This window comes from Methylocystis heyeri, assembly GCF_004802635.2.
In the GTDB taxonomy this organism is placed as follows: domain Bacteria; phylum Pseudomonadota; class Alphaproteobacteria; order Rhizobiales; family Beijerinckiaceae; genus Methylocystis; species Methylocystis heyeri.
In genome coordinates, this window is record NZ_CP046052.1 from 578680 (window position 1) to 604622 (window position 25943).

General features: G+C 63.0%; 22 protein-coding genes, 2 tRNA genes and 1 pseudogene. 8 read left to right on the forward strand and 17 right to left on the reverse strand.

Annotated features, from left to right (window positions below; translation table 11 throughout):
* Positions 1–60: 60 nt before the first annotated feature.
* On the reverse strand, positions 61–948 hold the full coding sequence (locus H2LOC_RS02510) for a LysR family transcriptional regulator (protein WP_136494945.1): 888 nt from the start codon (positions 946–948) through the stop codon (positions 61–63).
* 96 nt (positions 949–1044) lie between these two features.
* On the opposite strand from H2LOC_RS02510, the gene H2LOC_RS02515 reads away from it, so the two are divergent.
* Positions 1045–2004 (forward strand): NAD-dependent epimerase/dehydratase family protein, encoded by a 960-nt coding sequence (locus H2LOC_RS02515; protein ID WP_136494946.1) that lies wholly within the window; start codon positions 1045–1047, stop codon positions 2002–2004.
* 55 nt (positions 2005–2059) lie between these two features.
* Here H2LOC_RS02515 and H2LOC_RS02520 read toward each other — a convergent pair whose 3' ends face one another.
* Together H2LOC_RS02520 and H2LOC_RS02525 are read right to left on the reverse strand one after the other, a co-directional pair.
* On the reverse strand, positions 2060–2755 hold the full coding sequence (locus H2LOC_RS02520; protein WP_136494947.1) for an alpha/beta hydrolase: 696 nt from the start codon (positions 2753–2755) through the stop codon (positions 2060–2062).
* A gap of 112 nt (positions 2756–2867) precedes the next feature.
* Complete coding sequence (locus H2LOC_RS02525; protein WP_136494948.1) at positions 2868–3605, reverse strand: YkgJ family cysteine cluster protein; 738 nt, start codon at positions 3603–3605, stop codon at positions 2868–2870.
* Between the two features lie 301 nt (positions 3606–3906).
* Between H2LOC_RS02525 and fdhF the strand changes: the two genes are divergently transcribed.
* Entirely contained in the window at positions 3907–6786 is a 2880-nt protein-coding gene (gene fdhF, locus H2LOC_RS02530) for a formate dehydrogenase subunit alpha (protein ID WP_136494949.1), read from the forward strand.
* Here fdhF and H2LOC_RS02535 read toward each other — a convergent pair whose 3' ends face one another.
* On the reverse strand, positions 6787–7113 hold the full coding sequence (locus H2LOC_RS02535) for a hypothetical protein (RefSeq protein WP_136494950.1): 327 nt from the start codon (positions 7111–7113) through the stop codon (positions 6787–6789).
* A gap of 239 nt (positions 7114–7352) precedes the next feature.
* Positions 7353–8678, reverse strand: coding sequence for a choice-of-anchor tandem repeat GloVer-containing protein (locus tag H2LOC_RS02540; RefSeq protein ID WP_136494951.1), 1326 nt, complete (start codon positions 8676–8678; stop codon positions 7353–7355).
* A 194-nt stretch (positions 8679–8872) separates the two neighbouring features.
* Between H2LOC_RS02540 and H2LOC_RS02545 the strand changes: the two genes are divergently transcribed.
* Entirely contained in the window at positions 8873–9187 is a 315-nt protein-coding gene (locus H2LOC_RS02545) for a GNAT family N-acetyltransferase (protein ID WP_136494952.1), read from the forward strand.
* Positions 9188–9332: 145 nt separating this feature from the next.
* Positions 9333–11507, forward strand: coding sequence for a multicopper oxidase family protein (locus H2LOC_RS02550; RefSeq protein ID WP_136494953.1), 2175 nt, complete (start codon positions 9333–9335; stop codon positions 11505–11507).
* A gap of 145 nt (positions 11508–11652) precedes the next feature.
* On the opposite strand, the gene H2LOC_RS02555 is transcribed toward H2LOC_RS02550, so the two are convergent.
* From H2LOC_RS02555 to H2LOC_RS02575, 5 genes are all read right to left on the reverse strand, one after another.
* On the reverse strand, positions 11653–11922 hold the full coding sequence (locus H2LOC_RS02555) for a hypothetical protein (protein ID WP_136494954.1): 270 nt from the start codon (positions 11920–11922) through the stop codon (positions 11653–11655).
* A gap of 27 nt (positions 11923–11949) precedes the next feature.
* A complete protein-coding gene (locus H2LOC_RS02560; RefSeq protein ID WP_162009682.1) occupies positions 11950–13410 on the reverse strand; it encodes a GTPase family protein in 1461 nt (486 codons plus the stop codon).
* 84 nt (positions 13411–13494) lie between these two features.
* The gene (locus tag H2LOC_RS02565; protein WP_162009683.1) at positions 13495–14733 is read right to left on the reverse strand and encodes a GTPase family protein; all 1239 of its coding nucleotides are present in this window, start codon (positions 14731–14733) and stop codon (positions 13495–13497) included.
* 125 nt (positions 14734–14858) lie between these two features.
* Positions 14859–16229, reverse strand: coding sequence for a cytochrome P450 (locus H2LOC_RS02570; RefSeq protein WP_154331551.1), 1371 nt, complete (start codon positions 16227–16229; stop codon positions 14859–14861).
* Between the two features lie 238 nt (positions 16230–16467).
* A tRNA-Phe gene (locus tag H2LOC_RS02575) sits at positions 16468–16543 on the reverse strand.
* 285 nt (positions 16544–16828) lie between these two features.
* On the opposite strand from H2LOC_RS02575, the gene H2LOC_RS02580 reads away from it, so the two are divergent.
* A complete protein-coding gene (locus tag H2LOC_RS02580; RefSeq protein WP_136494959.1) occupies positions 16829–17182 on the forward strand; it encodes a RidA family protein in 354 nt (117 codons plus the stop codon).
* A gap of 39 nt (positions 17183–17221) precedes the next feature.
* On the opposite strand, the gene H2LOC_RS02585 is transcribed toward H2LOC_RS02580, so the two are convergent.
* Positions 17222–17998: a HesA/MoeB/ThiF family protein gene (locus H2LOC_RS02585; protein WP_136494960.1), complete on the reverse strand. Its 777-nt coding sequence runs from the start codon at positions 17996–17998 to the stop codon at positions 17222–17224.
* Positions 17999–18059: 61 nt separating this feature from the next.
* Positions 18060–19523, reverse strand: a complete 1464-nt coding sequence (locus H2LOC_RS02590) for a M23 family metallopeptidase (protein ID WP_246206952.1) — start codon at positions 19521–19523, stop codon at positions 18060–18062.
* A gap of 319 nt (positions 19524–19842) precedes the next feature.
* On the opposite strand from H2LOC_RS02590, the gene H2LOC_RS02595 reads away from it, so the two are divergent.
* Positions 19843–19932, forward strand: a tRNA-Ser gene (locus H2LOC_RS02595).
* Positions 19933–19942: 10 nt separating this feature from the next.
* Here H2LOC_RS02595 and H2LOC_RS02600 read toward each other — a convergent pair.
* Together H2LOC_RS02600 and H2LOC_RS02605 are read right to left on the reverse strand one after the other, a co-directional pair.
* Positions 19943–21115: an extracellular catalytic domain type 1 short-chain-length polyhydroxyalkanoate depolymerase gene (locus H2LOC_RS02600; protein WP_136494961.1), complete on the reverse strand. Its 1173-nt coding sequence runs from the start codon at positions 21113–21115 to the stop codon at positions 19943–19945.
* Positions 21116–21144: 29 nt separating this feature from the next.
* Positions 21145–21561: a CopG family transcriptional regulator gene (locus H2LOC_RS02605; RefSeq protein ID WP_136494962.1), complete on the reverse strand. Its 417-nt coding sequence runs from the start codon at positions 21559–21561 to the stop codon at positions 21145–21147.
* Positions 21562–21717: 156 nt separating this feature from the next.
* Between H2LOC_RS02605 and H2LOC_RS02610 the strand changes: the two genes are divergently transcribed.
* Positions 21718–22422: a phospholipase D-like domain-containing protein gene (locus H2LOC_RS02610; protein ID WP_246206953.1), complete on the forward strand. Its 705-nt coding sequence runs from the start codon at positions 21718–21720 to the stop codon at positions 22420–22422.
* Positions 22423–22524: 102 nt separating this feature from the next.
* On the opposite strand, the gene H2LOC_RS02615 is transcribed toward H2LOC_RS02610, so the two are convergent.
* The 3 genes and pseudogenes from H2LOC_RS02615 to H2LOC_RS02625 form a co-directional block, all read right to left on the reverse strand.
* On the reverse strand, positions 22525–23340 hold the full coding sequence (locus H2LOC_RS02615; protein WP_136494964.1) for a hypothetical protein: 816 nt from the start codon (positions 23338–23340) through the stop codon (positions 22525–22527).
* A gap of 51 nt (positions 23341–23391) precedes the next feature.
* Positions 23392–24824: pseudogene (locus H2LOC_RS02620) on the reverse strand (DUF1254 domain-containing protein).
* 170 nt (positions 24825–24994) lie between these two features.
* A complete protein-coding gene (locus tag H2LOC_RS02625) occupies positions 24995–25348 on the reverse strand; it encodes an HdeA/HdeB family chaperone (RefSeq protein ID WP_136494965.1) in 354 nt (117 codons plus the stop codon).
* Between the two features lie 226 nt (positions 25349–25574).
* Between H2LOC_RS02625 and H2LOC_RS02630 the strand changes: the two genes are divergently transcribed.
* A complete protein-coding gene (locus tag H2LOC_RS02630; protein WP_136494966.1) occupies positions 25575–25925 on the forward strand; it encodes a molybdopterin oxidoreductase in 351 nt (116 codons plus the stop codon).
* The last annotated feature ends 18 nt before the right edge of the window (positions 25926–25943 follow it).

The window sequence follows — 25943 nt, forward strand, 5'->3', positions numbered from 1 at the left end:
CGTGTTTTCTTCACGCGAGCCGGTATCCACTTCGCTCGAAAACACTTTTAGCGCCGCCGCTCACCGCGCGACATAGGCCGACAAACCCTCGGCGAGATGATCCATCAGCAGGCGGATCCGCCGACTCGCCCGCAGATCCTCATGGACGCACAACCAGATCTCCAGGGGGAGGCGGAACCGGTCGGCCAGCACGGGAAGCAGATCCGGATCGCGCGCCGCAATGGGGATCTGGCAGGCGCCGATGCCGAGCCCCGCCCGCAGGGCCGCCAACTGCCCGGGATGGCTATCGCAGCGGATTCGAAAGTCCTCGTGTCCGAGGGGAAAGTCCGCGATCGCCTCGGCCGCCACGCCAACCTCCCTGTCCCAGCCGATCAAAGCGTGGCTGAGCAATTCTTCTTGGCTTTCCGGAGCGCCGTGGAGGGCGACATAGCTTCGATGCGCGAACAGCCCTATCGCCACCTCGCCGATCCTCCTGGCGACCAGCGCCTCCTGGCGGGGGCGCAGGTGGCGGATCGCGATATCGGCGTCCCGGCGCAACAGGTCTTCCACCCGGTTGGTCAGCGACAGCTCCAACGTGACTCCGGGATGGCGGCGCCGGAAGGACGCCAGCATGGGCGGCAGTGCCTCGAGCCCCATGATCTCGCTGGCCGAAAGTCGGACCGAACCTGTTGTTCCTTCTGTCTCCCCGGAGGCAGCGCGGGCCAGAGCCTCGGCTGCGGCCGCCATGGCCTCCGCGTGGGGCAGCAGTTCGAGAGCCTGCGCGGTCGGGGTCAGGCCGTGGCGCGAGCGCGTGAACAGCGCCATTCCCAATGCCGCCTCCAAGGCGTCCACATGCCGGCCGAGACTGGGCTGGCTCATGCCGAGCCGGGCGGCGGCGGCGGTCAGAGTGCCGTTCCGCATCACGGCGAGAAAGGACCGGTAGAGATCCCAGGGGGGCGACGACGTCATACAAATACGAATACATAATCTGCAGCTTTATACAATTTCTTCTGACTTGAGCTTTTGCGATCTTGCTTCCCGTTGGCGCAACAGGAGCATCCGAAGATGGTTGGGCGGAAGGGCGCTGTTCTGGTTATCGGAATTGGCGGAGCGATCGGCGGCGCGGCTGCTCGCGCCATGCTCGCGCGGGGCTGGACGATTCGCGCGCTGGTTCGCGATCCCGCCAAATTTGCGCACTGGCCGGACGAGATCCAATGGGTCTGCGGCGATGCGTTGGATACGGAGACGGTGGTCGCAGCCGCCGAAGGGGCGGACATCGTCTTCCACGGCGCCAACCCGCCCATGTATCGCCATTGGCGGAAATGGGGCCTGCCGATGCTGGCGAACTCCATCGCCGCCGCAGAACAGGCCCGGGCTCGTCTCGTGTTTCCTGGCAATGTGTATAATTTCGGCCCTGACGCCGGCGCCGTGATCGACGAGGACTCGCCCCAGCATCCTCTGACCCGCAAGGGCGCGATCCGGGTCGAGATGGAGGCGATGCTGCGGGACGCGAGCCAGCGCGGCCGGATGAGGGCGCTGGTCGTGCGCGCCGGCGACTTTTTCGGCGGCGGAGCGCGTGGTTCGTGGTTCGCCGAGGTCATTGCGCCGGCGAAGCCGGACGGCCCGATCCGCTATCCCGGCCGCTTCGATGTCGGCCATGCCTGGGCCTATCTGCCGGATCTGGCCGAGGCGATGACGCGGCTGATCGAGATCGAGGCGTCACTGCCGGCCTGGGAGGCGGTTCATTTTGGCGGCCACTGGGTGGAGCCGGGAGTGGAAATGGCCGAGGCCGTCCGTCGAGCGCTGGGCGGGCGCGGCGCCGTTCGCCCGCTCCCGTGGCTCCCGTTCCGCCTGTTGTCGCCCTTGTCGCCCTTTTTGCGTGAGTTGCTGGAGATGCGCTACCTCTGGCTTGAACCGCTGCGGCTGAACAATGGAAAGCTCGTCGGCTTGATCGGCGACGAGCCCCACACGCCGCTCGATCAGGCTGTGGAAGCCGCCGTCGCCGCCCTGGGCAGGGAGTTGTGACCAAATGATCCGGCGGTGTGGGGGCTGGGCGCTGCGTGCCTGCGGCGCGGCAGTCTTACCCCGCTGCGCGGGGGCCGAACTCCACGGGCACGCCGAAGCTCTGGGCGAGGAAAAGCGCGCCATGCACCAGCCCGACATTGTCGATGCCGTGGCCGAGGCCGGGGGAAAGATGCCATTGCGCGGGAAGCCCCATTTCCCCCAGCAGATTGCTGGACAGGAACAAGGCCTGGGCGGGGATGAGATCGTCTTCCTCGCCATGGACCAGCATGATCGCAGGCGGCGGGTTCTGAGCCACTCTGGCCTCTCCGGCGGTTTCCGGCCCGGTCACGAGAACGCCGGAATAGCCCAGGATCGCCCGCGGCGCGACGCTGCGGCGAAGGCCGGCGTGGAGGGCCATCATCGTGCCCTGGCTGAAGCCGACCAGGGCCAGGGACCTCTCGTCGAGGCCCCGCTTGGCCAGTTCCTGGTCGATGAAGGCGTCGAGAGTCGGGCGCGCCGAGACCACGCCTTTCCAGCGCTCCTCGGGATCGCGCATGGTGAGGGGAAACCATTGCCTGCCGCCTGGAGACATTGAACAGCGTTCAGGGGCGTGGGGCGAAACGAAATCGGCGTCGGGAAGAAAATTGCGCCACTGCCGCCCGATCTCGATGAGGTCGTTGCCGTCGGCGCCGTAGCCATGGAGGAAAACGACCAGTTGCTTTGCGACGCCGGATTTCGCAGCGACTTTGGGACCGTCGATGGGCGTCGGCATGGGTTGGTTTTCTCCTGTGATGCGCAGGGCGAGCTTTAACGGCAATCGGGCGCGAACGCCACACCATTGATCCTGGCCGGGATAGCAAGCAGGCGCCGGGGAAATCTTCTTTCTATGCCGCCGCTATGTCGTCGAAGGTCTTGGCGGCCTCGTCGATGTCGAAATCGCCGACCGCCGCGGCGGCGAGAGGGTCCCCACCGGCGAGCCACTGGTCCAGCGCCTCAGGGTTGGAGAGCGCGAGATTCAGCGCCCCGGCAAGCTCATAGGGCCGCCAGGCGAGGCCCGCCTCGCGCAGCGCCGACATCATCGCGTTCTGGACCAGGCTGCGAACCATGAGATGGGGAGAGGACACCGGGGCCTGCACATTTTCGCCTTGGGCTGCTTTTTCGCAGGCCTCCCTATCGAAGGAGGCGTGGCCGCGGCAGGCGAGGGGCCTCACGCGATAGGCGAGACAGAGCCCGTTTTCGATGAAAGGACAGTCGCGCCGCAAGGACATGCGCTGTTGCTCCGACAAACCGCCCGCGTCGGCGTCCAGCTCGGCGATCCTGCTGCGAATATCCATGCCGCGCTGCTCGAACGAGGCGGCGTTGACCTCGATGAAGCGGGCGACGAGAAAGACCTCCGGCGCCGTCGCGACCACGCGCAGCGTGCAGCAGGCTGCGCATTCGCCCTGGCAGGCGACCGCCGGCGCGTCCTCGGCCTGAATCGCTACATTTTTGTCGAAACTGTCGAAAGCCTGAAGGCAGAGGCGCCCGATCGCTTCGGGTTGCCCGCCGGCCGAGGCGAGGGTTTCGCCAAAGGCCTGCGAAAGGGCGTTGAAGAAGGAAGCGGGTCCTTTGTCGGCGTTCATCGTGATCGGCTCTCGTTCATGCGCCCGAGCAATAAGCCGAGACCGGCTTGCTTGGAAAGGAGCTCCCGGGCGGGGTCGGATTTCCAGGGGTCGCGCGGGCGTCTCATCATATAGAAAGAATATATATTTACGCAATCGATGGCGGGTGCATGCGGTCCGTTCTTCTTCATAGGTCCGCTGAATAGCCCCATGGAACGGCTTTATTGACGTTTTGCGCTTCGCAGGCTGTTATGTAAAGTGATTACATAATAAACGCGAGCCGGCCTGCGCAGAGGCGCGAGCCGCAAAGGGTACAGCGACGATGACTCTCATCAAGGAATTGGATTACGGCACGCCTGAGTCGAAGTCGGAAAAGCTGGTCGCCCTGACGATCGACGGCCATGAGGTCTCTGTCCCCGAGGGAACCTCGATCATGCGGGCGGCGATGGGCGTCGGAGTCGAAATCCCCAAGCTCTGCGCGACCGACAGTTTGAAAACCTTCGGCTCCTGCCGGCTCTGTCTCATCGAGATCGAGGGGCGCAACGGCCTTCCCGCCTCCTGCACGACGCCCGTCGCGCCCGGAATGGCGGTCAAGACCCATTCGCCGCGCCTCGACGCCGTCCGGCGCGGCGTCATGGAACTCTATATCTCCGACCACCCGCTCGACTGTCTCACCTGCGCCGCGAATGGAGATTGCGAACTCCAGCAAATGGCCGGCGCGGTGAATCTGCGCAAGGTCCGCTACGACGCCGACGGACGAAATCACATATCCGCGCGCAGGGATGGCGAGCATAACCGGGATTGGCGGCCAAAGGACAAATCCAATCCCTATTTCACCTATGACCCCGCCAAATGCATCGTCTGCAATCGCTGCGTTCGCGCCTGCGCCGAAGTGCAGGGGACTTTCGCGCTGAGCATCGAGGGCCGGGGGTTCGGCAGCCGCGTTTCGCCCGGAATGGGCGAAGCCTATATGGAATCGGAATGCGTTTCCTGCGGGGCCTGCGTGCAGGTCTGCCCGACCGCGACCCTCATCGAAAATTCGGTCATCGAGATCGGCCAGCCGGAGCACTCCGCCGTCACCACCTGCGCCTATTGCGGCGTCGGCTGCACCTTCAAGGCGGAGATGCGCGGGGAAGAAATCGTGCGCATGGTTCCCTGGAAAGACGGCAAGGCCAATCACGGCCACAGCTGCATCAAGGGCCGTTTCGCCTATGGATATGCGCTGCATCGCGACCGCGTGCGCTCTCCGATGATCCGCGAGAAAATCACCGACCCGTGGCGGGAGGTTAGCTGGGAGACTGCGATCAACCACGCGGCCTACGAGTTCAAGCGCATTCAGGCCAAATACGGCCGGCTCTCGGTCGGCGGCATCACCTCTTCGCGCTGCACCGTCGAGGAGACCTATCTGGTCCAGAAGCTGATCCGTTCAGGCTTCGGCAACAACAATGTCGACACCTGCGCCAGAGTCTGTCATTCGCCTACCGGCTATGGTCTCAGCCAGGCTTTCGGCACGTCGGCGGGGACGCAGGACTTCGACTCGGTCGAGGAAGCCGATGTCGTCCTGATCATCGGCTGCAATCCGACCGACGCCCATCCGGTCGTCGGTTCGCAGATCAAGAAGCGTTTGCGCGCCGGAGCGAGGCTCATCGTCATCGATCCGCGGCGCACCGAGCTGGTTCGCTCGCCACATATCGAGGCCGACTATCATCTGGCGCTGCGCCCTGGAACCAATGTCGCGATGGTCACGGCATTGGCCCATGTCATCGTCACCGAGGGGCTGGCGAACGAGGCTTTCGTCCGCGAGCGCTGCGACTGGGACGAATATCTGGACTGGGCCGCTTTTGTTTCCGAGGAACGCAACAGCCCCGAGGCGGTCGAAAAGCATACCGGGGTAGCGGCTCATCTCGTGCGGCAGGCCGCGCGGCTCTACGCCACGGGCGGCAACGCCACGATCTATTACGGTCTCGGCGTCACCGAGCACAGCCAGGGATCGACGACGGTGATGGGGATCGCCAATCTCGCCATGGCGACCGGAAATCTCGGCCGGCGCGGCGTGGGCGTCAATCCGCTGCGTGGTCAGAACAACGTTCAGGGTTCATGCGACATGGGCTCTTTCCCGCATGAATTCCCCGGCTACCGCCATGTCTCCAACGACGACGTGCGGCGCAGTTTCGAACAGGCCTGGGGCGTGACGCTCGATGCAGAGCCCGGCCTGCGCATCCCCAACATGTTCGACGCCGCGGTCGACGGCGTGTTCAAGGGCCTCTATGTGCAGGGCGAGGACATTCTGCAGTCCGACCCCGATATCAAGCATGTGTCGGCGGGGCTTGGGGCGCTCGAATGTCTCGTCGTCCAGGATCTCTTTCTGAACGAAACCGCAAATTACGCCCATGTGCTGCTTCCGGGCGCGAGCTTCCTTGAAAAGGACGGGTGCTTCATCAATGCGGAGCGGCGCATCCAGCGCGTGCGGCGCGTGATGAGCCCCAAGGCGGGCTACGCCGACTGGGAGTCGACCCAGCTTCTCGCAAAGGCTGTCGGCTGCGACTGGAATTATTCCCATCCCAGCGAAATCATGGCCGAAATCGCGCGCCTGACGCCGGCCTTCGCCCATGCGACTTATGAGAAGCTGGAAGAGGTCGGCTCAGTCCAGTGGCCGTGCAACGACGCTTCGCCCGACGGAATGCCGATCATGCATATCGAGGGATTTGCGAGAGGCAAGGGCAAGTTCGTCATCACCGAATATGTTCCGACCCAGGAGCGTAGCGGTCCGCGGTTCCCCCTGCTGCTGACGACCGGGCGCATCCTCTCGCAATATAATGTCGGCGCGCAGACCCGCCGCACCGAAAACAGACAGTGGCACCCCGAAGACGTGCTGGAGATCAATCCACAGGACGCCGAGATGCGCGGCGTGCGCGACGGCGACTGGGTGCGCGTACAAAGCCGGGCGGGCGAGACCACGCTGCATGCCAAGATCACCGATCGCGTCGCGCCCGGCGTGGTCTACACCACCTTTCACCATCCGCTGTGCCAGACCAATGTGGTGACGACCGACAATTCGGACTGGGCGACCAATTGCCCGGAATACAAGGTCACGGCGGTTCAGGTCTCGCCTTCCAACGGCCCGAGCGATTGGCAGGAACGCTACCGCAAGATGTCCGAACTCAGCCGTCGCATCGAGCCCCCGGTCGACGTCGCCGAATGATCAGGCAGAGCCTTCGGCGAGAGCTTGCAGCTCTCGCGCGAGGGCGCGGGTCTGGTCCCAATCCAGCGTCACGGCGTCGCGGCCCGGGGACGTCACCGCGACGCCGCCCGCTTCGGCCAGGGCTTCGAAGTCGTGGTCGCTGGCGATCGGGCTCATATAGATCTGGCGCTCGGAACTCTGGCCTTCGGCCACGGCTTTGAGCGCGCGGGAGACGGTAAGCGCTTCCTGGCGGGTGAAACGCCGTTCCGGCTGACCGGAAACGGCCAGCAGGATCACCTCGCCCATGGCCCGATGCGGAGCGACCGCCAAGCTGAAAAACTGCGTCATGTCTGGTCCCGTCTCCTTGGGTCGGAGCGCAGGGCGATCGGGTGAAGGGCTATTACCCTACCCTTGAGGAGGAGGGTCGCCGCGAAGCGGCGGGGCGGGGTGGTTTTCCGCCCTATTTTGCGCCTTTTACCACCCACCCGATCGGCTTTGCCGATCGACCTCCCCGCCAAAGGGAGGTATTCGCCCCACATCGAAAGGTTCCGTCCTTCACCCGACTGCCCTGTGTCGGAGCGAGGGCCTTATTGCGCGCAGGCGACGTGCTGCGCGCCGCCGAAGACCTCCCGCGCCGGATGCGCACATTGCAGTGCGAAGATCGTACCGAGGCCATTGGCGCCGCCGTAGGAGGTGACGCCATAGACGGCTGCGCCGAAGCCATAGCCGAGCGCGCCGAAAGCGAGCCCGCCGAGAGGATTTCCGCCGTCTGCGGCTCCGGAGAAACCGTGCAGCGTTGCGAGGGTCCAATTTGTCGCGGGGGCGGCCGGCGGGCGAAGCTGGAACAGAGCGCCGCAACCGTTTCCGCCGCAGCCGCCTCCATTGCCATATGCGGTTGTGCCGTAAAGCGCTCCGCCCGCCAGGGTGAGGGGGCCGAAGGACGTCGCGCCGTCCTTGCCGCCGGTGAAAGTGTAGAGCGTCGTCTGTGTCCATTGTGTCGCGGGCGGCGTCAATTTGAATATGACGCCGAAGTTGTACGTGCCGCCGTTTTTGGTCGCCCCGTAGAGAGCGCCGCTCTTATCCATGACGACGCCGCCGAACGCGCTTCCTCCGTCGACTCCCCCGGTGAAAGCGTAGAGCACGGTCTGGCACCAGAGATTGGGAGTCACGGGCGTGCAGCCCGTGCCGCTGCGCATCAGCTTGAACACGACGCCGGCTCCGGCGGGGCCGCCGAACGAGGTCGTTCCGTAAAGCGCGCCGCTCGTGTCCGTAATGAGCGTCGAGGAGGGAAAACCGCCGTCGGCGCCGCTGAAATTGTAGATCGCGGCGGAAGTCCATTGACCCAGGCCGGAAGGCGTGAGCTGATAAACGACGCCGCCGCCATAGAAGCCGCCTTGCACCGCGCTTCCATAAAGCGCGCCGAGGCCGTCGAACACGAGCCCGCCGAGAAGCGTCGAGCCCGTCGTGCCTATGTCGGAGTTGAAGATCGTAGTGAAGGTCCAGGGCGCAGCGGGCGTGACGGGCGGCGTCAGTTTGAAGGCCGTGCCGCAACCGCCGGGACAGTTGGCGGAAGCGCCGCCCCTCAGCGTCGTGCCGTAGAGCGACCCTTGAGAATCGAAAATCAGCCCAGCAAGTGGGGCGGCGCCGTCGGCGCTGGAGAAGCTGTGGATCACCGTCTCGGTCCAGGCGGTTTGGCCAAACCCGGGCGGCGTCAGCTTGAAAACCGCGCCGAGCCCGTTCGAGCCGCCGTATTGCGACGTCCCGTAAAGCGCGCCTTTGCCGTCGATAGCCAGCGTGACATATTGCGGGAACGCGGCGTCGGTCCCGCCCGCAAAACCATACAGCGTGCTCATGCTGAAAGGCGTCGCCGGCGCGACCTGGGCGAGGGCGGGGGCGCCCGTCGCGGCCAGCAACAAAGCGGCTCGCAAAAGCCCGCGGCAATGCCTGAAAATCGACCCCAAATGCATACCCCGATCCCCTGAAAAACGAATTTTTATCCCGCCATCAGGAGCCTATCGGCCGCCGCACGTCAACTTCGCGAGAAAGGCGCTGGAAATCCCGTGGCTTCGCCCGATAATCCGTTTCGGAGAGCTTGCGGGAGAGAGCGATGTCGGAGTCCGGCGCAGGTGCGAAACAGGACGCGCCGAAGCATGGCGGCGTCAGGAAGAACGCCGCCCTCGGGCGTTTCGAGCTCGAAGTCGATGGACGCACCGCGATTGCGGATTTTCGCGTCGAGGACGGCGTAATGGATTTCACGCATACGCACAGCCCGCCGGAACTGCGCGGCAAGGGCGTGGCGTCGCGGCTGGTGCGAGGCGCCCTGGAGATCGCGCGCGAGGAAAATTACAAAGTTCTCGCCAGCTGCTCGTTCGTGGCGGATTTTCTCGCCCGGCATCCCGAATTCTCCGACCTCGCCCGATAGGCCGCCGCCCCATGCGCCGCAGGGCCGCTTCTGCGGCATTTTGACTTGCCGTCGACGGGCTTGAACCGGGCGATTTCGATTCATATGCTGCCGCTCGCCACGTTTTGAGAATTTCCTACGACTTTCCTTCTCACGGAGCTTAAAAATGCCCGTTTCATTCGACGAACATTTGCCTGCCGCCGCTCTCGACATCGTATCCACCGGAGAGACCGCCGCCCTTGGACATGTCATCCTGCGCGTGGAAGCGCGCGGCGTCGCTCTGGCGGAAGGCGTCTCTCCCGACGCCGGCAAGACCAACGCCTGGTGCTATGTGCGGCAGGGCTCGCTCAAGGACGTCCCCGGCCTGCTGGCGAATTACCTCGGCCCGGTCCTCAATGTGACGCGGGGACAGCCGCTGAAGATTTCCTTCGTCAATATGCTCGGCTCCATGCCGGCGATGCCGCCCGCCAAGCCCGGAGCTGCGCGGACGCTGATCGACCCGCCGATCGATCCGCTGCCGATGGCGAAGATCGACGCCGAGCAGCTTCCGCAATGGTCCTCGATGAATTTCTCGGTCGGCGTCGTGGCGCATCTTCATGGCGGCAAGGTCCCCCATGACTCGGACGGCTGGCCGCTGGAGCCGGCGAGCTTTTCGAGCAACCCTTTCGGCTTTCCGATGCAGCGGACCTATCACTGGCCCAACGACCAGCGCGCGGCGATGCTGTGGTTCCACGATCACGGCATGGACAACACCGCGCCTCAGGTGCACGCCGGGCTTGCCGGGGTCTATTTCCTGCGCGACCAGTCTGATGCGGACATCTTCAACCTGATCGGCTCCGAGGCCCAGGAGCTGCCGCTCGTCGTCCAGGATCGCATCCTTGCAGGCGACGGCAAAAGCTTCGATTATTTTGCCGGTCTCGCGCCGGTCTACAGCTCGGACGGCTCGAAGATAACCGACTTCGACCGGCCCGAGTATCTGGGGCGGACGATCTTCGTCAACGGCCGCCAGACGCCCCACGCACATGTGCATCCCGGCATATACAGGCTGCGTCTGCTCAACGGCTCCAATGCGCGCAGCTATGCTCTGGCGCTGGCCGAGCCCACCGGCGCGGCAGGCGGCAAGATCTGGCGCAGCGACCTTTTCACCGTCATCGGCAACGACGGCGGTCTCTACGCGAAGTCCCTGCGGCTGAAGGAGACCGACTATCTGCTGCTCGCCCCCGGAGAGCGGCTGGATGTGCTGGTGGATTTCTCGAGCTTCGACGGCAAGAGCCCGCCGCTCGTTCTCTATAATCTGGCGCTGAAAGGGCTGGCCGCCGATCCGGGCGCCGCGGAGCCGATCTTTCAGACCGAAACCGAGTCGGTGCTGGCGTCGACCGACGCGGGCAGCGCCGCCAACATCAAGGACGCCGCGGCTTTCCCGCAGCTTTACGTCATGCAGTTCCGTTTCGCCGACCCCGCGGGCATGAGCGGGATGGGCGCGACGCCCGCTCTCGACGCGGCGATGCGGAAGGACCTCGACGAAGTGCTGGCGCATTACGCCTGCGGCGACGGTTTTGTTTGGGATGCGGCCAGGCAGCGCCTCGGCTGCGATCCGAGGAACGGCGGGATCGTTAAGAACCGGCTGATCCTGCTGATGAACGACACCGAGGGCAAGGCCGGCGATCCCGGCACGCGGTCAAACCCGATCACAGGCCTGCCCTGGCGCGACACCCAGATCTGGGAAATGATCCGGGGAAATCCCCTGGGCGATCCCGCCAAAGCCTTCAAGCTTCCTTTCGATGCGCAACTCGCTTCGACGGAGCGGGGCGGGCCCTCGGATCTCAAGGAATACAGGGTGTCGCGCGCGACCTTCTTTCATCCCGAGGACGAGACCCACGCGCCAAGGACCCAGGACCCGCTGTGGCCGCTCATCACGGAAAATCCCCATGGCCATCCGCCGCTGTTCAAATATGGGCGGCTGTTCCAGGGCGAAGTCGTCAAGCCGCAAGCGGGAACCTATGAGCGCTGGTATGTGGCCAATATCGGCAACGCGCAGCCGGAGCCGAACGGCAAGCTTCCCGACATGCATCCTTTCCATCTGCATCTCGTGAATTTCGTGGTGACGAACCGCTATGCGCTCCAGGCGGATGCGGCGGGGAAATGGCGTTATGTTCCGGCGCCGAGGCCCGCCGTCGATTCAGACGACATTGCGAGGCACGACACGACGCGGATTCAATCCAATGAACTCGTCGAGCTGCTGGTCTGGTTCCCGCCGGAATATAAGGGCAGATATCCCTACCACTGCCACCTCGTCGAACATGAAGACATGGGCATGATGCTTCACTTCGAGACGGTGTGATCGCAGCGATGGGCGCTTCCCTCTCCCCGCAAGCGGGGAGAGGGTCAGGGTGAGGAGCCGGGGCAAGAGGCGCGAAAGGAAAACGGGCATTCATATTTGCTCGCGTCTTCTTCTCGCGCGAACCGTTATACGCTCCGATCGCGCGTCAACTGAACTTTCCTATCGCCTTGGCGGAGGCAATGCCCCTGAATGTATGGAAGTTGGGACTTGCCCCTGTCTCACGGCAATAGCGGACAAAATCATCCGCGCTGACATCGATCAAGACAACTTCCCATCCGCTCCTCTCCCAATTGCCGATCTCCTTGGCCTGGAGATAAAGCCATTTTTCGTAAGTGTCGGCCGGGTAGTTGCCGACGAGGCGCCGCAGAGCCTCGTGTTCCGTCGCATTGACCCGGGGGAGATAGGTAGTCGGCATGTCGGTTTCTCCGCCGCGGGCTCGTCTTCAGCGTTTCTCGAAGAGGACAGCCTTGCTCAGCCATCGCCCGGCCGCCGCCATTTGTTCCAATACTCTTTTGCTCGAAAAGGCCCGAGCGTCTTGGAGAAGCCGATCCAGCTTAGCAAAGCGCGCATCGTCCAGATGCATCGCAATCAAGCTCCAGAGAAGGTCGACGTTATAGGCCATATCGAGGTCACGCACACAGACGGGAACAATGCGCTCACGGTCAATTTTCAGGGTAGCGCCGATGTGGTCGATCGCCTCTCGAATCCGAGCGGCCTTGGCGTCATCGGTCTGCGTGAGGTCGTATGGCGGATTCCATTCGTTCGCCGGGCGCAGCTCGTCGATGTGGGTCACCGCACAAAGCACCGGAGGCATGTGGCGTCCCTTCTGTTGGAATTCATCACGAGTCGCCCGCAATGCGCTCAGATCGGGCGCAGATGCCGGCTGGGTGGCCGAGACGACCCAGAGGATCAAATCCGCTTTCGCGCGTTGATCGGCAAAGATATCGAGAGTCCAGAGCTTGTCGCCGATGCCGGGCGTGTCGATCAGAACGACCTCGGGACGGCCCGCCAGGGTCAGCGTCACCTCCGCCGGAATATCCCGGATCGGCGTTACTCCCACGCTTCGCTGCGCCTGTCCCGCGATCGCATTCAGCAGGCTTGATTTGCCTGCATTCACTTGCCCTGCAAGAAGGACCCTGATCGGACCGACGAGATCGCGAGCCGCTCCCGAATTTTCGGCTTGCGCCGCGGATTGAATTTCTTGTGGGGCAAGCCGAAGGCGCCCCGAGTAGAGGTCGATCGCCGCTCTACCAGTTTCGCGGACAAGCAGGGCGGTGAATTCGGAGCGCAGCCGTAAAGTCACGAAGTCAACGACTGGTCCTGCAAGCCGGCCCGTGGCCTCGGACAGCAGCGCGCTTTCGGGCCGCGTCCATCTGCTCAAACGAAGAAAATTGGTAAAATAGGGGTGCGCAATTTTCACCCATGGGCCATGACGATCATATCTCTCCTTCAACCAAAGCAGGTGGCTGATTTGGATTTCTCGCGCTCCCGGAAGATATTTCACGGCTGCGGCGCGCAAGTCGCGCGACACCCGCTCTGTCAGCAACAACATTTCCGGGAGGGTGATCCTGAAGCGCGCTTGCGCCGCATCCTCATGGAAAAATTCAGCTACCGCGTCCACGGTCTGCTCCATGAGCGCGATGGCCCGCGTTGACTCGGTCAGCGGCTCAGACTCTCTGGCGATATTTTCCACCAATCGCCAGGCTTCTTTTTCTTTCGGCCCCCATTCATTCGAGACTGGCGACGCCTGTTCGGCAATCTTTTCAGTTTCGGCTTTTACATTCGCCGCAATGCTCCGCCTCAAAGCGAATGCCGCTACGCCAAAGGCAGAGGCGAGAAGAAGCCACCAGTAGAGCAGCGCGCTTCGCCATAACCAATAGAAGCCGAGCGGCGCCAAAGCCAACCAGGGCAGAAGGATCGCCGCGAAATAGGCTGCTTCTCGCCAATAACGCCCAAATATGGAATTCTTGAGCATCGCCTTCGTCCCCTACGACCGGTCGGCTTTCGGCTTCTTCGCCTGAGACCTCGCGAACGCGTCCTCGAAAGCGCGACGGATTTTCTCCGACGACACGATTTGGCCTTTGCGTATCTCTCCCAGATAGACGCAAGCCGCGATCCCGATTGCGTAAACCAGTGCGGAGGCGCCTGCCGCGTTGAGGGCGCCGCCGGCTATCGTTCCCTGGATTGGAATAAGCTTCACCAGTTCGCCGAGCCCATATCTGAAAGCAAAGCCGCCGGCTGCGCCTAAACCGATTGCGCCCGCGAATTGCGAGATCCGCATCCGATTCCAGTCCATCTCGTAGCGGCTCGCCAAGGCGTGCAGCATAAGGCCGACCGAACTTGCAAGGGCGCCGATCCCGACGATGGGTATCGGGACGGCTCCCGACGCCCCCGCCGCGGCGGCATAGCCTAGAATAAACGGATGCGCTTGTCGGGCGATTTCGTCATTCGCCTCTTCGGCGAAGTTCTCCTCGATCTTTCGCAAAACATCGGCGCCGGTCTTTATGAGCGCCGCCTTCAGCGTCTCGTCGCCAAAACCGATTGGGACATGACCGTCTTCAGGCAAGGTGAAATCGAGCGGCACGAAAATTGGGGCGCGACCTGCGATTCTTGCAAAGAGTTCGCGCTGATAACGAAGGGCGCGGCGAAGATCCGTCGGCAGCGCGATGTTCCGGTCATCGGCGTCGGTTCCCGCATAAGGATAGGTGGGCGGATGCGTTTCGCCGCGAGGATAAAGGGCGTGCAACGTCGTTTGCGCGACGACGATTGGCCACTCTGGATGTTTGAGCCTTATTTTTTCGACGACCGAAACGACTTCGCCTTGCGACGGGTCTGATATCTTCGCCGCGACAAGCAGGATATGGGTTTGTGCTTCGGCATAGGCGATATCTTCGGCGGGATCGTAGTCAGCCTCTCCAAGCCCTCTGGTGTCCAGGAATCGTAAGATCGGCGCTTCTCTGGGCCAGTCGTAAATGGCGGATCGGGCGGTGCATGGCTTGTAGCCCTCCCCAATGGTCGCTTTGGGGTCTCCGGTCAGGGCGGAGGCGATGGAACTCTTGCCCGAACCCGTCTTTCCCAACAGCCAGATGATCGGGGCCGTCGCCGCCGCGCTGCTTTGCGTCTTTTCGGCGTCCTCTTCATCCGCCGCCGCCGCGGTCCGTCCGACCGCCTCCCAAAACCGGGTCAGTCTCCAACCATTCAGGCGTTTCCAGAGAGCCTCTAGCAATACGTCCCTCCCGTGCGAGTCCGCCTGCGCGTAATGCTGTGACTTGCAACACACGACTATAAGTCCAACAATGCGGACAAGGAACCACGCTGGCCGCCGCGCCTCGAGGGTCGGGGCGAATCGGCTCAGCCCCTGCGCTCCAATCGCATGCGAATCCCGTCGCGAGGACGCTGCGTGATCCGAAGATCCAAAACGATATCCTGCCCGGGGGTGAGCTTCAGCCGATAGCGTTGCGCCATGGCGCCGAGGAGGAGCATGACCTCGGCGATGGCGAATTGCGCGCCGATGCAGACGCGCGGTCCCGCGCCGAAGGGCAAATAGGCATAGCGCGGGCGCGCTTGGCTGCGCTCGCGCGAGAAGCGCCAGGGATCGAAGCGGTCGGGATCGTCCCAAAGCGTCCTGTGTCGCTGCGTCACCCATGGCGAGATGACGATCTCCATGCCTTTGGCGACCCGAACGCCGCAAATCTCGTCGTCTTCGCGTGCGATGCGGCTCGAAAGCAGCGGCGCGGGTGGATAGAGCCGCAGCGCCTCATCCACGACCATGCGCGTATAGACGAGTTTTTCGAGGTCGTCGTATGTCGGCGTGCGGCCGCCGAGCACGGCGTCGAGTTCGGCGTGGAGAGTAGCTTCCGCTTCAGCGTGGAGCGACAGGAGATACCAGGCATAGGTCGCGGCGAGAGCGCTGGTTTCATGTCCCGCGAGGAAGACGATGACGACCTCGTCGCGCACTTCTTCGTCCGTCATGCGAAAGCCCGTGTCGGCGTCGGTCGCGGCGATCAGCCGATCGAGCAGGTCTCTAGGCGGCTGCCCCGTGCGCTTGTCCCGACTGCGGATCAAGCCTTGCATCACAGCATCCACGGCCTCGAAATTGGCGCGCACGCGAGCGAGCTTGCGCTTCATCAGCAAGGGCCCGATCACGGGCGCGAGATGCTGGAAGCCGAAACTCAGTTCGGCGATGCATTTGCGGAGGGTTTCATCGAGGCGCCCCTGCAGGCATTCGCTGTCCGTCGAGAACATCGTGCGCGAGATGATCCCCAGCATCAGCGTGGTCATCTCGCGCGCAATATCGATCTCGGCGCCGTTTTCCATCGCATCCCAGTCCTCGAGCCGCGCCTCGGTCGCGCGGGTGACGACCGGCGCATAGGAGGCGACGGCGCGCGGATCGAAAGCCGGCGACATCACGCGCCGATGCGCACGCCATTTGTCGCCCTCGCTTGCCAGCAGCCCATCTCCGAAGGCCGTGCCGAGAATGCGCGCGTCGAGCGGCGCCTTGGCGTAGTTCGCGGCATTGTCGACGAGGACGCGCTTGATTCCGGCGGGCTCGCTGACGAGCAGCTGAGCGCCGAAGATGCTCTTCGCCTCCCAGAACGGTCGCTGATAAGCCGCCAGCGGAAGCGTCGCGATGGGATTGTCTTTCATCGCGCGCATCGCGGTGAAAAAGGGCAGTTTCTTTATCGGCGGTTTTGGTCCGATGAGATCGGGATATCGAGACATGAAAGGCGCTCCTGAAAGAAAATGCTTTCGTCGGCGGCGAAGCCGACACGAAATGGCGCCAATATGGCGTATCCGCGGCCGTTCGGGGAAGACGAATTCAATCGGCGGCGCTTGTAGCGACGAGGCGCGCAAGCACGTAAAGAAGCATTCCACCCCGGGAAAAAATGGGGCGGCTGAGCGCCCACCGACGTCAAGCCGGGGCGGGTAGGGTTGTCCTTGAACTTTTTTAGGCGGGGAGTGGTGCCCGGGGACGGAATCGAACCATCGACACTGCGATTTTCAGTCGCATGCTCTACCAACTGAGCTACCCGGGCGTGTGCGTCAGCGACGCAACGTGGAGCGGCTTATAGAAAGCGGTCGGCGTCTTGTCCAGCCCCTTGCGGGCATTCTTTTCGATTTTATGTCAGCGACCAAGGCCAAGGCCGCCGGATCGCCCGGAAAGCTTGCTCCTGCGGGCGCCTTCGCCTAAACCGGCGGCGACCAGAGCGAATTCCAGCGGGCCGTTTTCGACGGAAATTCGCTCCGCTTTTTCACTTGGCGCGATTTCTCGTCGATCGAACGAGTCGTTCGATCGCAAAACGCGCTCGAAGGAGGATTTAATGTCGAAGATCAAGCGCATCGGCGCGGGACCCCGCATGAGCAAGGCCGTGGTGCACGGCGACACGATTTTCACCGCCGGCCAGGTGGCCGAGAAAACCAAGGGCGGCTCGGTCAAGGACCAGACCGGGGAGATTCTCGCGCTGATCGATTCGATTCTGGCCGAGGCGGGAAGCGAAAAGGCCAAGATCATTTCCGCCACCATTTATCTGGCTGATATCTCGACCTTCGCCGAGATGAACGGCGTCTGGGACGTCTGGGTCGACAAAATCAATCCGCCCGCCCGCGCCACGGTGGAAGCCAAGCTGGTCGCGCCGGATTACAAGGTCGAGATCGCGGTTATAGCGGCGGTCTGACATGACAGGGCCGCTGCGGCGGCCCCCTTCGCGCCGCCGCTACTTCCCGGCCCCGGAAAGCGGATTGTCGGGATCGTGGCCGTATCTGATGGTCTCGAAGCGCATCGCGCGCGTATCGATCAGCAGCAGGCGCCCGACCAGTCCCTCGCCGAAGCCGACGATTTCCCGGACGACCTCCAGCGCCATCATGGCGCCGACCATGCCGGTGAGGGCGCCGAGCACTCCGGCCTGCTCGCAGGTCGGCACGGCGCCGGGCGGGGGCGGGGAGGGGAACAGGCAGCGATAGGTCGGATTGGGGCGGCCCCCCGCGTCCTTCTCGAAAGGCCGCAGCGTGGTCAGCGAGGCGTCGAAGCCCCCGACCGCGGCGGTGACGAGAGGCTTCTTTTCATGGAAACAGGCGTCCGACACCGCATAGCGGGTCGCGAAATTATCCGATCCGTCGGCCACGATGTCATAGTCGCGGACGAGTTCGCGCGCGTTTTGGGCGTCGATGCGCAGGCGCCGCCGCTCCACTGTCACATGAGGATTGAGCCGCCTTATCGCCGCCTCGGCGCGCTCGACCTTGGGCTGGCCGATGTCCTCCGCGCCGTAAAGCACCTGGCGCTGCAGATTGGACAGCGACACGTCGTCGTCGTCGACGATTCCGAGAGTTCCGAGCCCGGCGGCGGCGAGATATTGCAGCAGCGGCGCGCCCAGCCCGCCGGCGCCCACCACCAGGACGCGCGCCTTGCGAAGCTTCTGCTGACCCGGCCCGCCGACCTCGCGCAGGACGAGGTGACGCGCGTATCGTTCGATTTCTTCGGAGGAGAGGCTCATCCCCGCTGTTTAGCGGCTTTCCGAATCGAGTGAAACGCCTCGCGGGACGAGCCCTTCGTATTTATTGCGCCATGCCGTTCAGCGCCGTAGCGGCGCGCAGGAAGCGCGCGGGATCGACCGCCTCGCCGTCGATGCGCACCTCATAATGCAGATGAGGCCCGGTGGAGCGGCCGGTCGAGCCCACCCGGCCCACAGTGGCGCCGGGGGAGACCTGCTGCCCCGGCGAGACGGCGATGGAGGAGAGATGAGCGTAGCGGGTGGTGAGGCCGCCGCCATGGTCGATTTCCACCATATTGCCGTAGCCGCCGGTCGGTCCCGCGGAAAGCACGACGCCGGCCGCGGTGGCGCGGGCGGGGGTTCCGTATTCCTCGCGCAGATCGACGCCGCTGTGCAGCGCCGGACGGCCGAGAAACGGATCGGTGCGATAGCCGAAGGTGGAGGTCATCTGCAGTTCGCCGTTCAGCGGCTTGCGCAGCGGCACGCTGGGCAGGGCGCGGCGCAGCCCGTCCAGCGTCGCCACGGCGGTCTGTGCGGTGGCGAGGTCGCGTTCGAACGATCCGCCTCTGGGATCGGCCGGGACGAAAGGCCCGCCCACCGCCGTCGTCGTCGCGCCGGCGCGCGCCTTGTTCTTGCCGAGGTATTTTTCGACCGGCAGGCCCGCCACGTCGAAGGCGCGGCGCAGTTTGACCGCGGCGTCCAGCGCCGGCTTGACGATGTTGGAAAGCCCGGCGGCCTGCTCCTTTTCGACGCGGTCGAGCGAAACCGCGAGGCTGGCGAGGCGCGTCGGCATCGGCAGGGCGGGATCGGCGGCCTCGGTGAGAGCGGAGCTCTTGCGGCTGGAGGCGGGCATCGGCGTTCCGGTTTCGTAAGCCTCGTTCTGGCCGGGGCGCTGCGCGTTCTTGCCCGGTTCGCTCTCGTGGCCGAGACGCAGATCCATGCCTTCGGGGTGGGGTTTCCCTCCGACCTGCTCGATCTGCTCCTCGGCGGAAATCTTGGGCGGAGGCGCGAGACCGAGGCCGGAAGCCGGGACGGCGGAAAGCGTCGTCGCTCCGGCGGCGGCTGGCGCGGCTCCCTTTTTCACGACGCTCTCGCCCGGGCGGGCGCTGGCGACGGTCGCGACGGGATCGCGGGCCGTGTGCTCGACGAGCTGCGCCACCACGGCGGCGCGCGTTTCCAGCATGGCCTGGCGGATGACGAGGTTCTGGACTTTGCCTTCGACCGTGTCCTGGTCGATGAACTGCCGGCTCGTCACCTGGTCGAGTCTCAGCCGCGCGGCCGCGAGCCGGTCCTCATAGGCGTATTGCATCTGGGTCTGGCGCTCGACCAGATTGGCGACGAGATCGTCGCGGAAGATCATATAACCTGCGGCGCCCAGGGCCGCCGCGCCGACCAGCACGGCGGAGATCCCGCCGAGAAGCGCCAGCGGCGACACATCGAATCGCCTGCGATACTGGCCGCGGCTGAAGTGGACCACGAAGTCCGAGGTTGCTTCTACGAATTGGTAAGACTTTTCGCGCAGCGCCATGACACGGTTCCTGACGGCTTGTTTCAGCCGACGTCGCCAAAACTCACGAACTGCGGGCCGCTCCCGCCGCTCTCCGGGGCCGACCCATGGCCGCCGAAGGCTTCGCGGACAGGAGCCCCCCGCAAAATTCATTAGACATCATTAAGGTTAACGCTTCGCCAAACAGCGACTTGCGGGGCATGCGGTCGAGGCGCGCAGGGGCGGGCGCAGTTTCTTGGGCGAAAGATCATTCCTGGCTTGATTGCGCGCGCCGACGCATGTTATCTGCCCGCAGACCACGTAAGCGGCCACGGTCCACCAGGACCGCGAGCCGCCCGCCGGAGAGGTGGCAGAGTGGTTGAATGCACCGCACTCGAAATGCGGCATACGGGCAACCGTATCGGGGGTTCAAATCCCTCCCTCTCCGCCATTCTCCAAATTCAGCTTTCCAGAAAAAAGCGCAGCATTTCGCGAGAAGCGTCGGGTCCGCGGCGCTCGGTATGCGACCCTTCCGGCGAGCCTCCACACCACGCATGCCCCAAGCCTTCTATGGCCCAATATTCCAGCTGGACGCCTGCGGCATCGGCCACGACCGTGCGCTGATATTGAAGCCCGTTCGACATTCCCCGCTGCGTCGTCTCCTCACAGTCGCCAGAAATTCCCGCGCGCGCTTCGGTCAGAATCCGTTCCGCGTTGATCGGGTGCACCTTGGCGTCGCGAGCGCCGTGAAAAATGACGGTTCGAACGCGGTTGCGTGCAAAGCGTTGCCGGCATTGTTGTGATTTTCCGCTCATCGCCATGAAGGCCGAGGCCTGGTCGGCGGCGACCCCATAGGCCAGGCCCGAATGGATGCCCGCGGCGGCGTAGAGGTCCGGATAGGTCACGCTCATCACATCGGCCATGGCGCCGCCGGCGGAAAGGCCGGCGACGAAGACGCGTTCACGATCAAGGTTCATCTCGGAAATCAGAGCGCGGGTGAGGCCGGCGATGATGCTCGGCTCGCCACAATCCCTCAGCTGATGCTTTTGGTCGAACCAATTCCAGCACCGCATCTGATTATCGGCGGCCGGCTGCTCCGGATAAGCGACGATAAACCCGAGTTCTTCGGCAAGACGGTTCATTCCGGTTCCAACCGCGAAATCGTCCGGATTCTGTGTGCAGCCGTGAAGCATCACGAGGAGCGGGGCCCTGGCGCCGCGCAATTTGCTCGGCACATAGACCTTGTAACGTCGGGCTCCCGCCGTCCCGATAAACTCGCGTGAAAGATAGGAGGCTCCTTCGGGAACCAGCACCTTCGGCCTTTTGCCGAGTTTCGAGAGGGCCTCCGGGTCCAGCCCAAAGCTCGGGACTTCGCCGCTGCGCAGGCGCGCCAGCGTCTCTCCGAGGGGCATGCGCAAGCGTGTGGCGGGGCCTTCGGCGCCGGATGTGACGCCGACCCTGGAATCTATGCGGGGCTGCGCTGGATTTCCCCGTTCTTCAGGCGCCGGTTGCGTGGGCGTTTTGAAGCGGCCCACGGAGAGGCGGTTCAACAGCAGGCGCGTCGCTCCGATCGGGTTTTGCTCGCGGGCGAGCCTCATTGCCTCTTCGATTGCATTGCCGGTGAAGGGTTGCATTGATCACGCCTGATTTTGAGGGAGATTGCTCAGCTTATTCGGTCCGCGAGCGCAGCCTTTACCGATGCGCTTGCCTGAAGCGCCCCGAGAACGGTGATCGAGTCGATCGCCTTCCTCGCGAGTTCGGGCGTAACGTCGTCGGCTATGACGGCGAGCCCGATCACCTGTATGCGCAGTTTGCGGCCGGCGGCCTCGACCGCTTCCAGCTCTTCGCGCGTGAATTTCCTCAAGCCGAGTTCGAGCGTGTTGCGGACGATCGATTGCCTGATCGCATCCGAATGGTTGGCGAGCTGGTTGCGAATAGCCGTACGGATAAGATCCGTGCGGTTAGAGTAGAACCCTTCGCGCACCAGAAGGTCGATATGACCGAGGTCGACGTAACCCACATTGACGGTGACCTTTTCGGTCTCTCCGACCTTTTCGCGCAGCCTCTGTATCTCCGCCATCCCTGTGCACTCCAGCTGGATGGCATATGGAGAGCGATGGCGCCTCTTCAAGAGGAAAGGACGTTTCGAGGGGCTGGACTTCGGCTCTTTTGTTCTTTATTTGTTCTGTTATCGAGGCCGTGCTTTCGAAGCAGCGAACATTGGAGGGGATGCAGCGTGTCGCGCCGGACATGCCTTTATTACGCATTCACGGTTTTCGCCGCGACAGCCTCTGCGGCGGTCTTCGCCGGCGAGGCGGAGATCCACTATGCGCCGGTAGAAAATCTCGAGCGGATCGACCTCGCTCTGCTACGGTCGGCGCGCAAGAGCATCGATATCGCCGCCTACACGCTGACGGATCGCCCGGTCATCGAGGCGCTGATCGACGCGCGACGACGCGGAGTCGCGGTGCGGCTCGTCCTGGATCCCGGCCAGAACCACGCCCTCGAACTGCTTCGGCCCCTGTCGGGCGGCGTCCGCATGAAGCCGCCGGGCCCCTACATGCATCTCAAGGCCTATGCGATCGACCGCGTCGCGCTGCGGTCGGGGTCGGCGAATCTTTCGGCCTCGGGTCTGAAGAAGCAGGACAACGACCTCATCGTCCTGCGCGATAGCCCCAAAGCCGTCGCTGCGTTCGAGGCGCGTTTCGACGCCATATGGACCGCGGCCGACCCTTGGACGGCGTCGGCCGGCGCCCCTGCGCCGGAACGCGGCGGCGCGGCCTGCGCGATCAAGGGCAACGTGAACAGCCGGGGCGAGAGGATTTACCATCTGCCTAATGGGCGAGGCTATGCTCGCGTGACGATGAAGGGCGACGGCAAGCGCTGGTTCTGCTCGGAAGCCCAGGCGGTCGCCGCAGGATGGCGAAAGGCGGCGCGCTGAACGAAGAGCCGACTCATTGTCGTTGAGGACGGCGTCGCTCGAAGCCCTTCGAGACCTCTTTTGCCGGCGGACGAAGCATCCGACCCGGCGTTCAACCGGCTTTCAGCTGTCGGCGCAACTTCGTGAACATCCCGAATAGTCCATCTTTACAAATCCGGAAGACAAGCAGCGCTGAAGCGCCTTGTTGGCGCGATTCATGAAGCTGGGCGTTATGGTTCGACCGTAAACGGGGGCGCCGTCCTCCCGCTCGGCGGCCTCTTTGAGGATTCGGGCGCCGACGAACCGAATCAATTGGCTCCCGTTCTCGGACGCGGCGATCATGAATACGGGAAGCCGGCGGAGCGCGAGACGCGTCATCTGCGTCATGCGCCAGGAAAGTAAGCTGGACAACAACACAGACCGGGTTATGACGTTGAAATCCCCTGTTACGACAACCGATCCGATATAGGCATGGGTTTTGCTGAAATTGTCGTCCGAGGGCGTGATCAGCAATTCAGGAGAAAGGTCCGGCTCCGATATGCTTCCGGAAATAAAGTGGAGCGCTTGTTCGGGAGCCATTGTAAATATGGTTGAATAGCCGACGATATTGGCATCCTCATTTTCAATGACGCAGAACATTTCTGGGCAGAATTCATGTATTTCTCGTATTCGCTCCTTCGATAAGGAAACGCCATCGAATAAATGATGCTCGATTTTCGTGAGGCGGCGGATGCCCGCTTCGTCGGGCACTTTACATGTAAACATGCATATGACTTTCGATTGAATTTTGCCCGAGCGCCCGAGCGTCCTGAAATCTTGCGTTTTAGTCCCTGAGAGAAATTCAGGGGCTTCCTGCGCATGCGAGTTCTGACGCATGCGCAGGAGAATTTCCACAGCTTTTTCAACCGGGGATCGCAGTTTTTTTAATAGAGCAGGCAAAATCCGCCGCCCGGGAATGCGACGGCGGGGCGTCTTTGTTTTCGCGATGCGTCAGCTCGCCGTCGTCACCGGCGGTATCGTCCAGGACCCATCGAGAATCGACGGTTTCTTCTCGCTGGGCCAGTACATACGAAGCATCAGCACGAACTTGCCCTCCGGCGCCGGCAGCCAGTTCGCCTCCTTGTCCGGCCCCGGCGACTCATGCTGGATGTGGACGATCAGAGACCCGTCTTTCTCCAGCTTCGGATTGGTGCGCATGCTCATCGAATAGCGATTGATCGGATTGGCGACGAAGAAATAGTTTTCGTCGTACATCGTGAGCGACCAGAAGCCTTTCGCCGGCGGCTGTTGTCCCGGCGGAAACCGCATCACATATTTTTTCGACCCTTCGTAGCTTTCGAACGTCGAGGGTTTCAGCGACGTCGGATAGACTGCGTCTTGAGGCCTGTTTGCGCCCAGGCCGATAACCGTGACCAATGCGCGCTGGATATAATCGGTTCCGTAGAGACCGGTCTTGATCGTGTAACTCCAGCCGTTGACATTGGTTACGTCGCCGTCGCTGAACTTGAAGTGAAACATGATGCGGTCGCGCGAGATTTTCGGGATCCGCGTCTCCCATCGGTCGTCGATCGCCTTGCCGTCGAAGTCCTGGCCGGGGACAAGGCCGATTTCCGCGAAACGGGCGAGCGCCGGCGCGTCCTTGGGCGAAGGCGGATTGCGCTTCATCAGCTCCGCGAGAAGCTTGAAGAACTGCGTCGCCGTCAAGCGGTCGACCTGATCTCGAACCGGCGTCTTCATGTCGACCGAGGGATCGATCTTGCCGCCGGGCGGCGTCCAGGGCTTGCCTGAGGCGCTGAGCGGGTAGAGCCTGAATTTGTCCTGAAGCGCGTGGACCGCTGCGTAATCTTCCGCGGAACCGGTGCAGTAGATGCGGCCCAACAGCCAGACGATGCTGGTGGAAGAGACCAGATGCTTCACGCCGGGGGAACCTTCCCCTTCCAACTTGCGCTGGAAATCAGGTAGGTCTGCGCCTTGGTTCCGGTCGTCCGAGCGCCGGGGTCCTGGAACACATCGGTCCATCCGTCGAGCATCGGCAGGAGGAAATAGCGTCCTTCCATGTCGGGCGCCTCGAGAACCCAGGGTTCGTCGCCGACATCGAAAAAGGCAGTGGTGTAAAGTGTGTCGGCGTTGGGCGCGGTGACGTCACGGAACGACGCGTCGGGATACTGCCGAAGCTTGATGATCTGACCCATCGGCGCGCGCGTGCCCTCGGGGGCTGCGACATTGGTCATCACCCGCCGCGTCATTTCCATGGTTACCAGCGGGTATCCGTAGATGTAGGCGTCGGAGGCGATCTTGAAAGCTTCGACGTCCTCGATGGCGTCGAGCGCGAAATTATCCCAGGCGAAGCTCGGGGGAGAAAACGCCCCGGTCGCAATTAAACCGAGTCCTCCCATTGCGGCGGCGCGGCGTGTAATTTCCATGGAGCTCTCCTGATGTTGGCGCCTTGCCGTGCAATGCCCCTCGGCAAGGTTTCGGGTCGTCGCTAAAACATCGTCCGGGCCCCGGCGCGCACGAATTTGGACTGCAAATCCTGAAAAAACGCCCCGGCCGCGGGTTGGCGTCGGGGCGCATTTGTTTTCGGCCGCGAGCGTCAGTTGGCCTTTATACCCTGGTCGGCGCGATACTTCTTGAATACGACGTCGATGGCCTGAATGACCTTCTTTTCCCTGTTTTCCTTGCAGTAGACGATAACCTCATGCTCCAGGGTTCTGGCGCGGTCGACTTTCATTTTGTGTTTCTTGCCGAGGCCATTGTACCAGCCGCTGTACCAGACGGTGAGGTAGTCGGCGTCTTCCTGAAACGTATTGGCCAGCTGGTCGCAGGTGAGCGCCTGGACGTCGATGTAACCATCCTTGTCGGCGTATTCGGTCAATTCGGTCGCAGCGATAGCCGAGCCCGCAGCCAGCGAGAGCAGCAGGCCGCATAAAGCTGTCTTGAAGTTCATGTAATCCTCCCATTTTACTATTTTATACGCGCCCGCGACCGCAGCCTCGGAAGCGATGACGGCACAATAACACGCGTTACTCCAAATTTCGCTATCTTCACCTGGGTTTTCGGCAGCTGGCGATAATGCGCCAAATTATGAGATACTGCTTGCCATGGGGTCGGCCTTCGGCTAATTTTGACACAGGGGGCCGATTTTCGGGTGCTTGAGATGCGAGGCTGGCGTCATGCGCGACTCCGTCCCCCAATTTCTGCAGGGCGTATTTGAATTTGTCGGAGCAGGACTCGACAAGCCCCGACTTCTGCACGAAAAACTGAGTTACATCGTCCCGCCCGACAGGCGAACGCAGCCGATCTATTTCCGCGGCGGCAATTCCTCCGGCGAAATGATCATCGCAATATTGATGCGCGACGGCGCACCCATGCGCTATTTCGCAATCGGGTCGAAGGCCGGAACCCATGTTCCGCTGGCAGTGGTCGAGGACCTGCCTCCCGACACCAGGATAGATATTTTTCTTGCCGCGCCGGGGGGCGTCGCCGGCTTCATCATGGTTGATGTCGGATTGGTGGAAATATGACCTGAAATTCCACTCGGG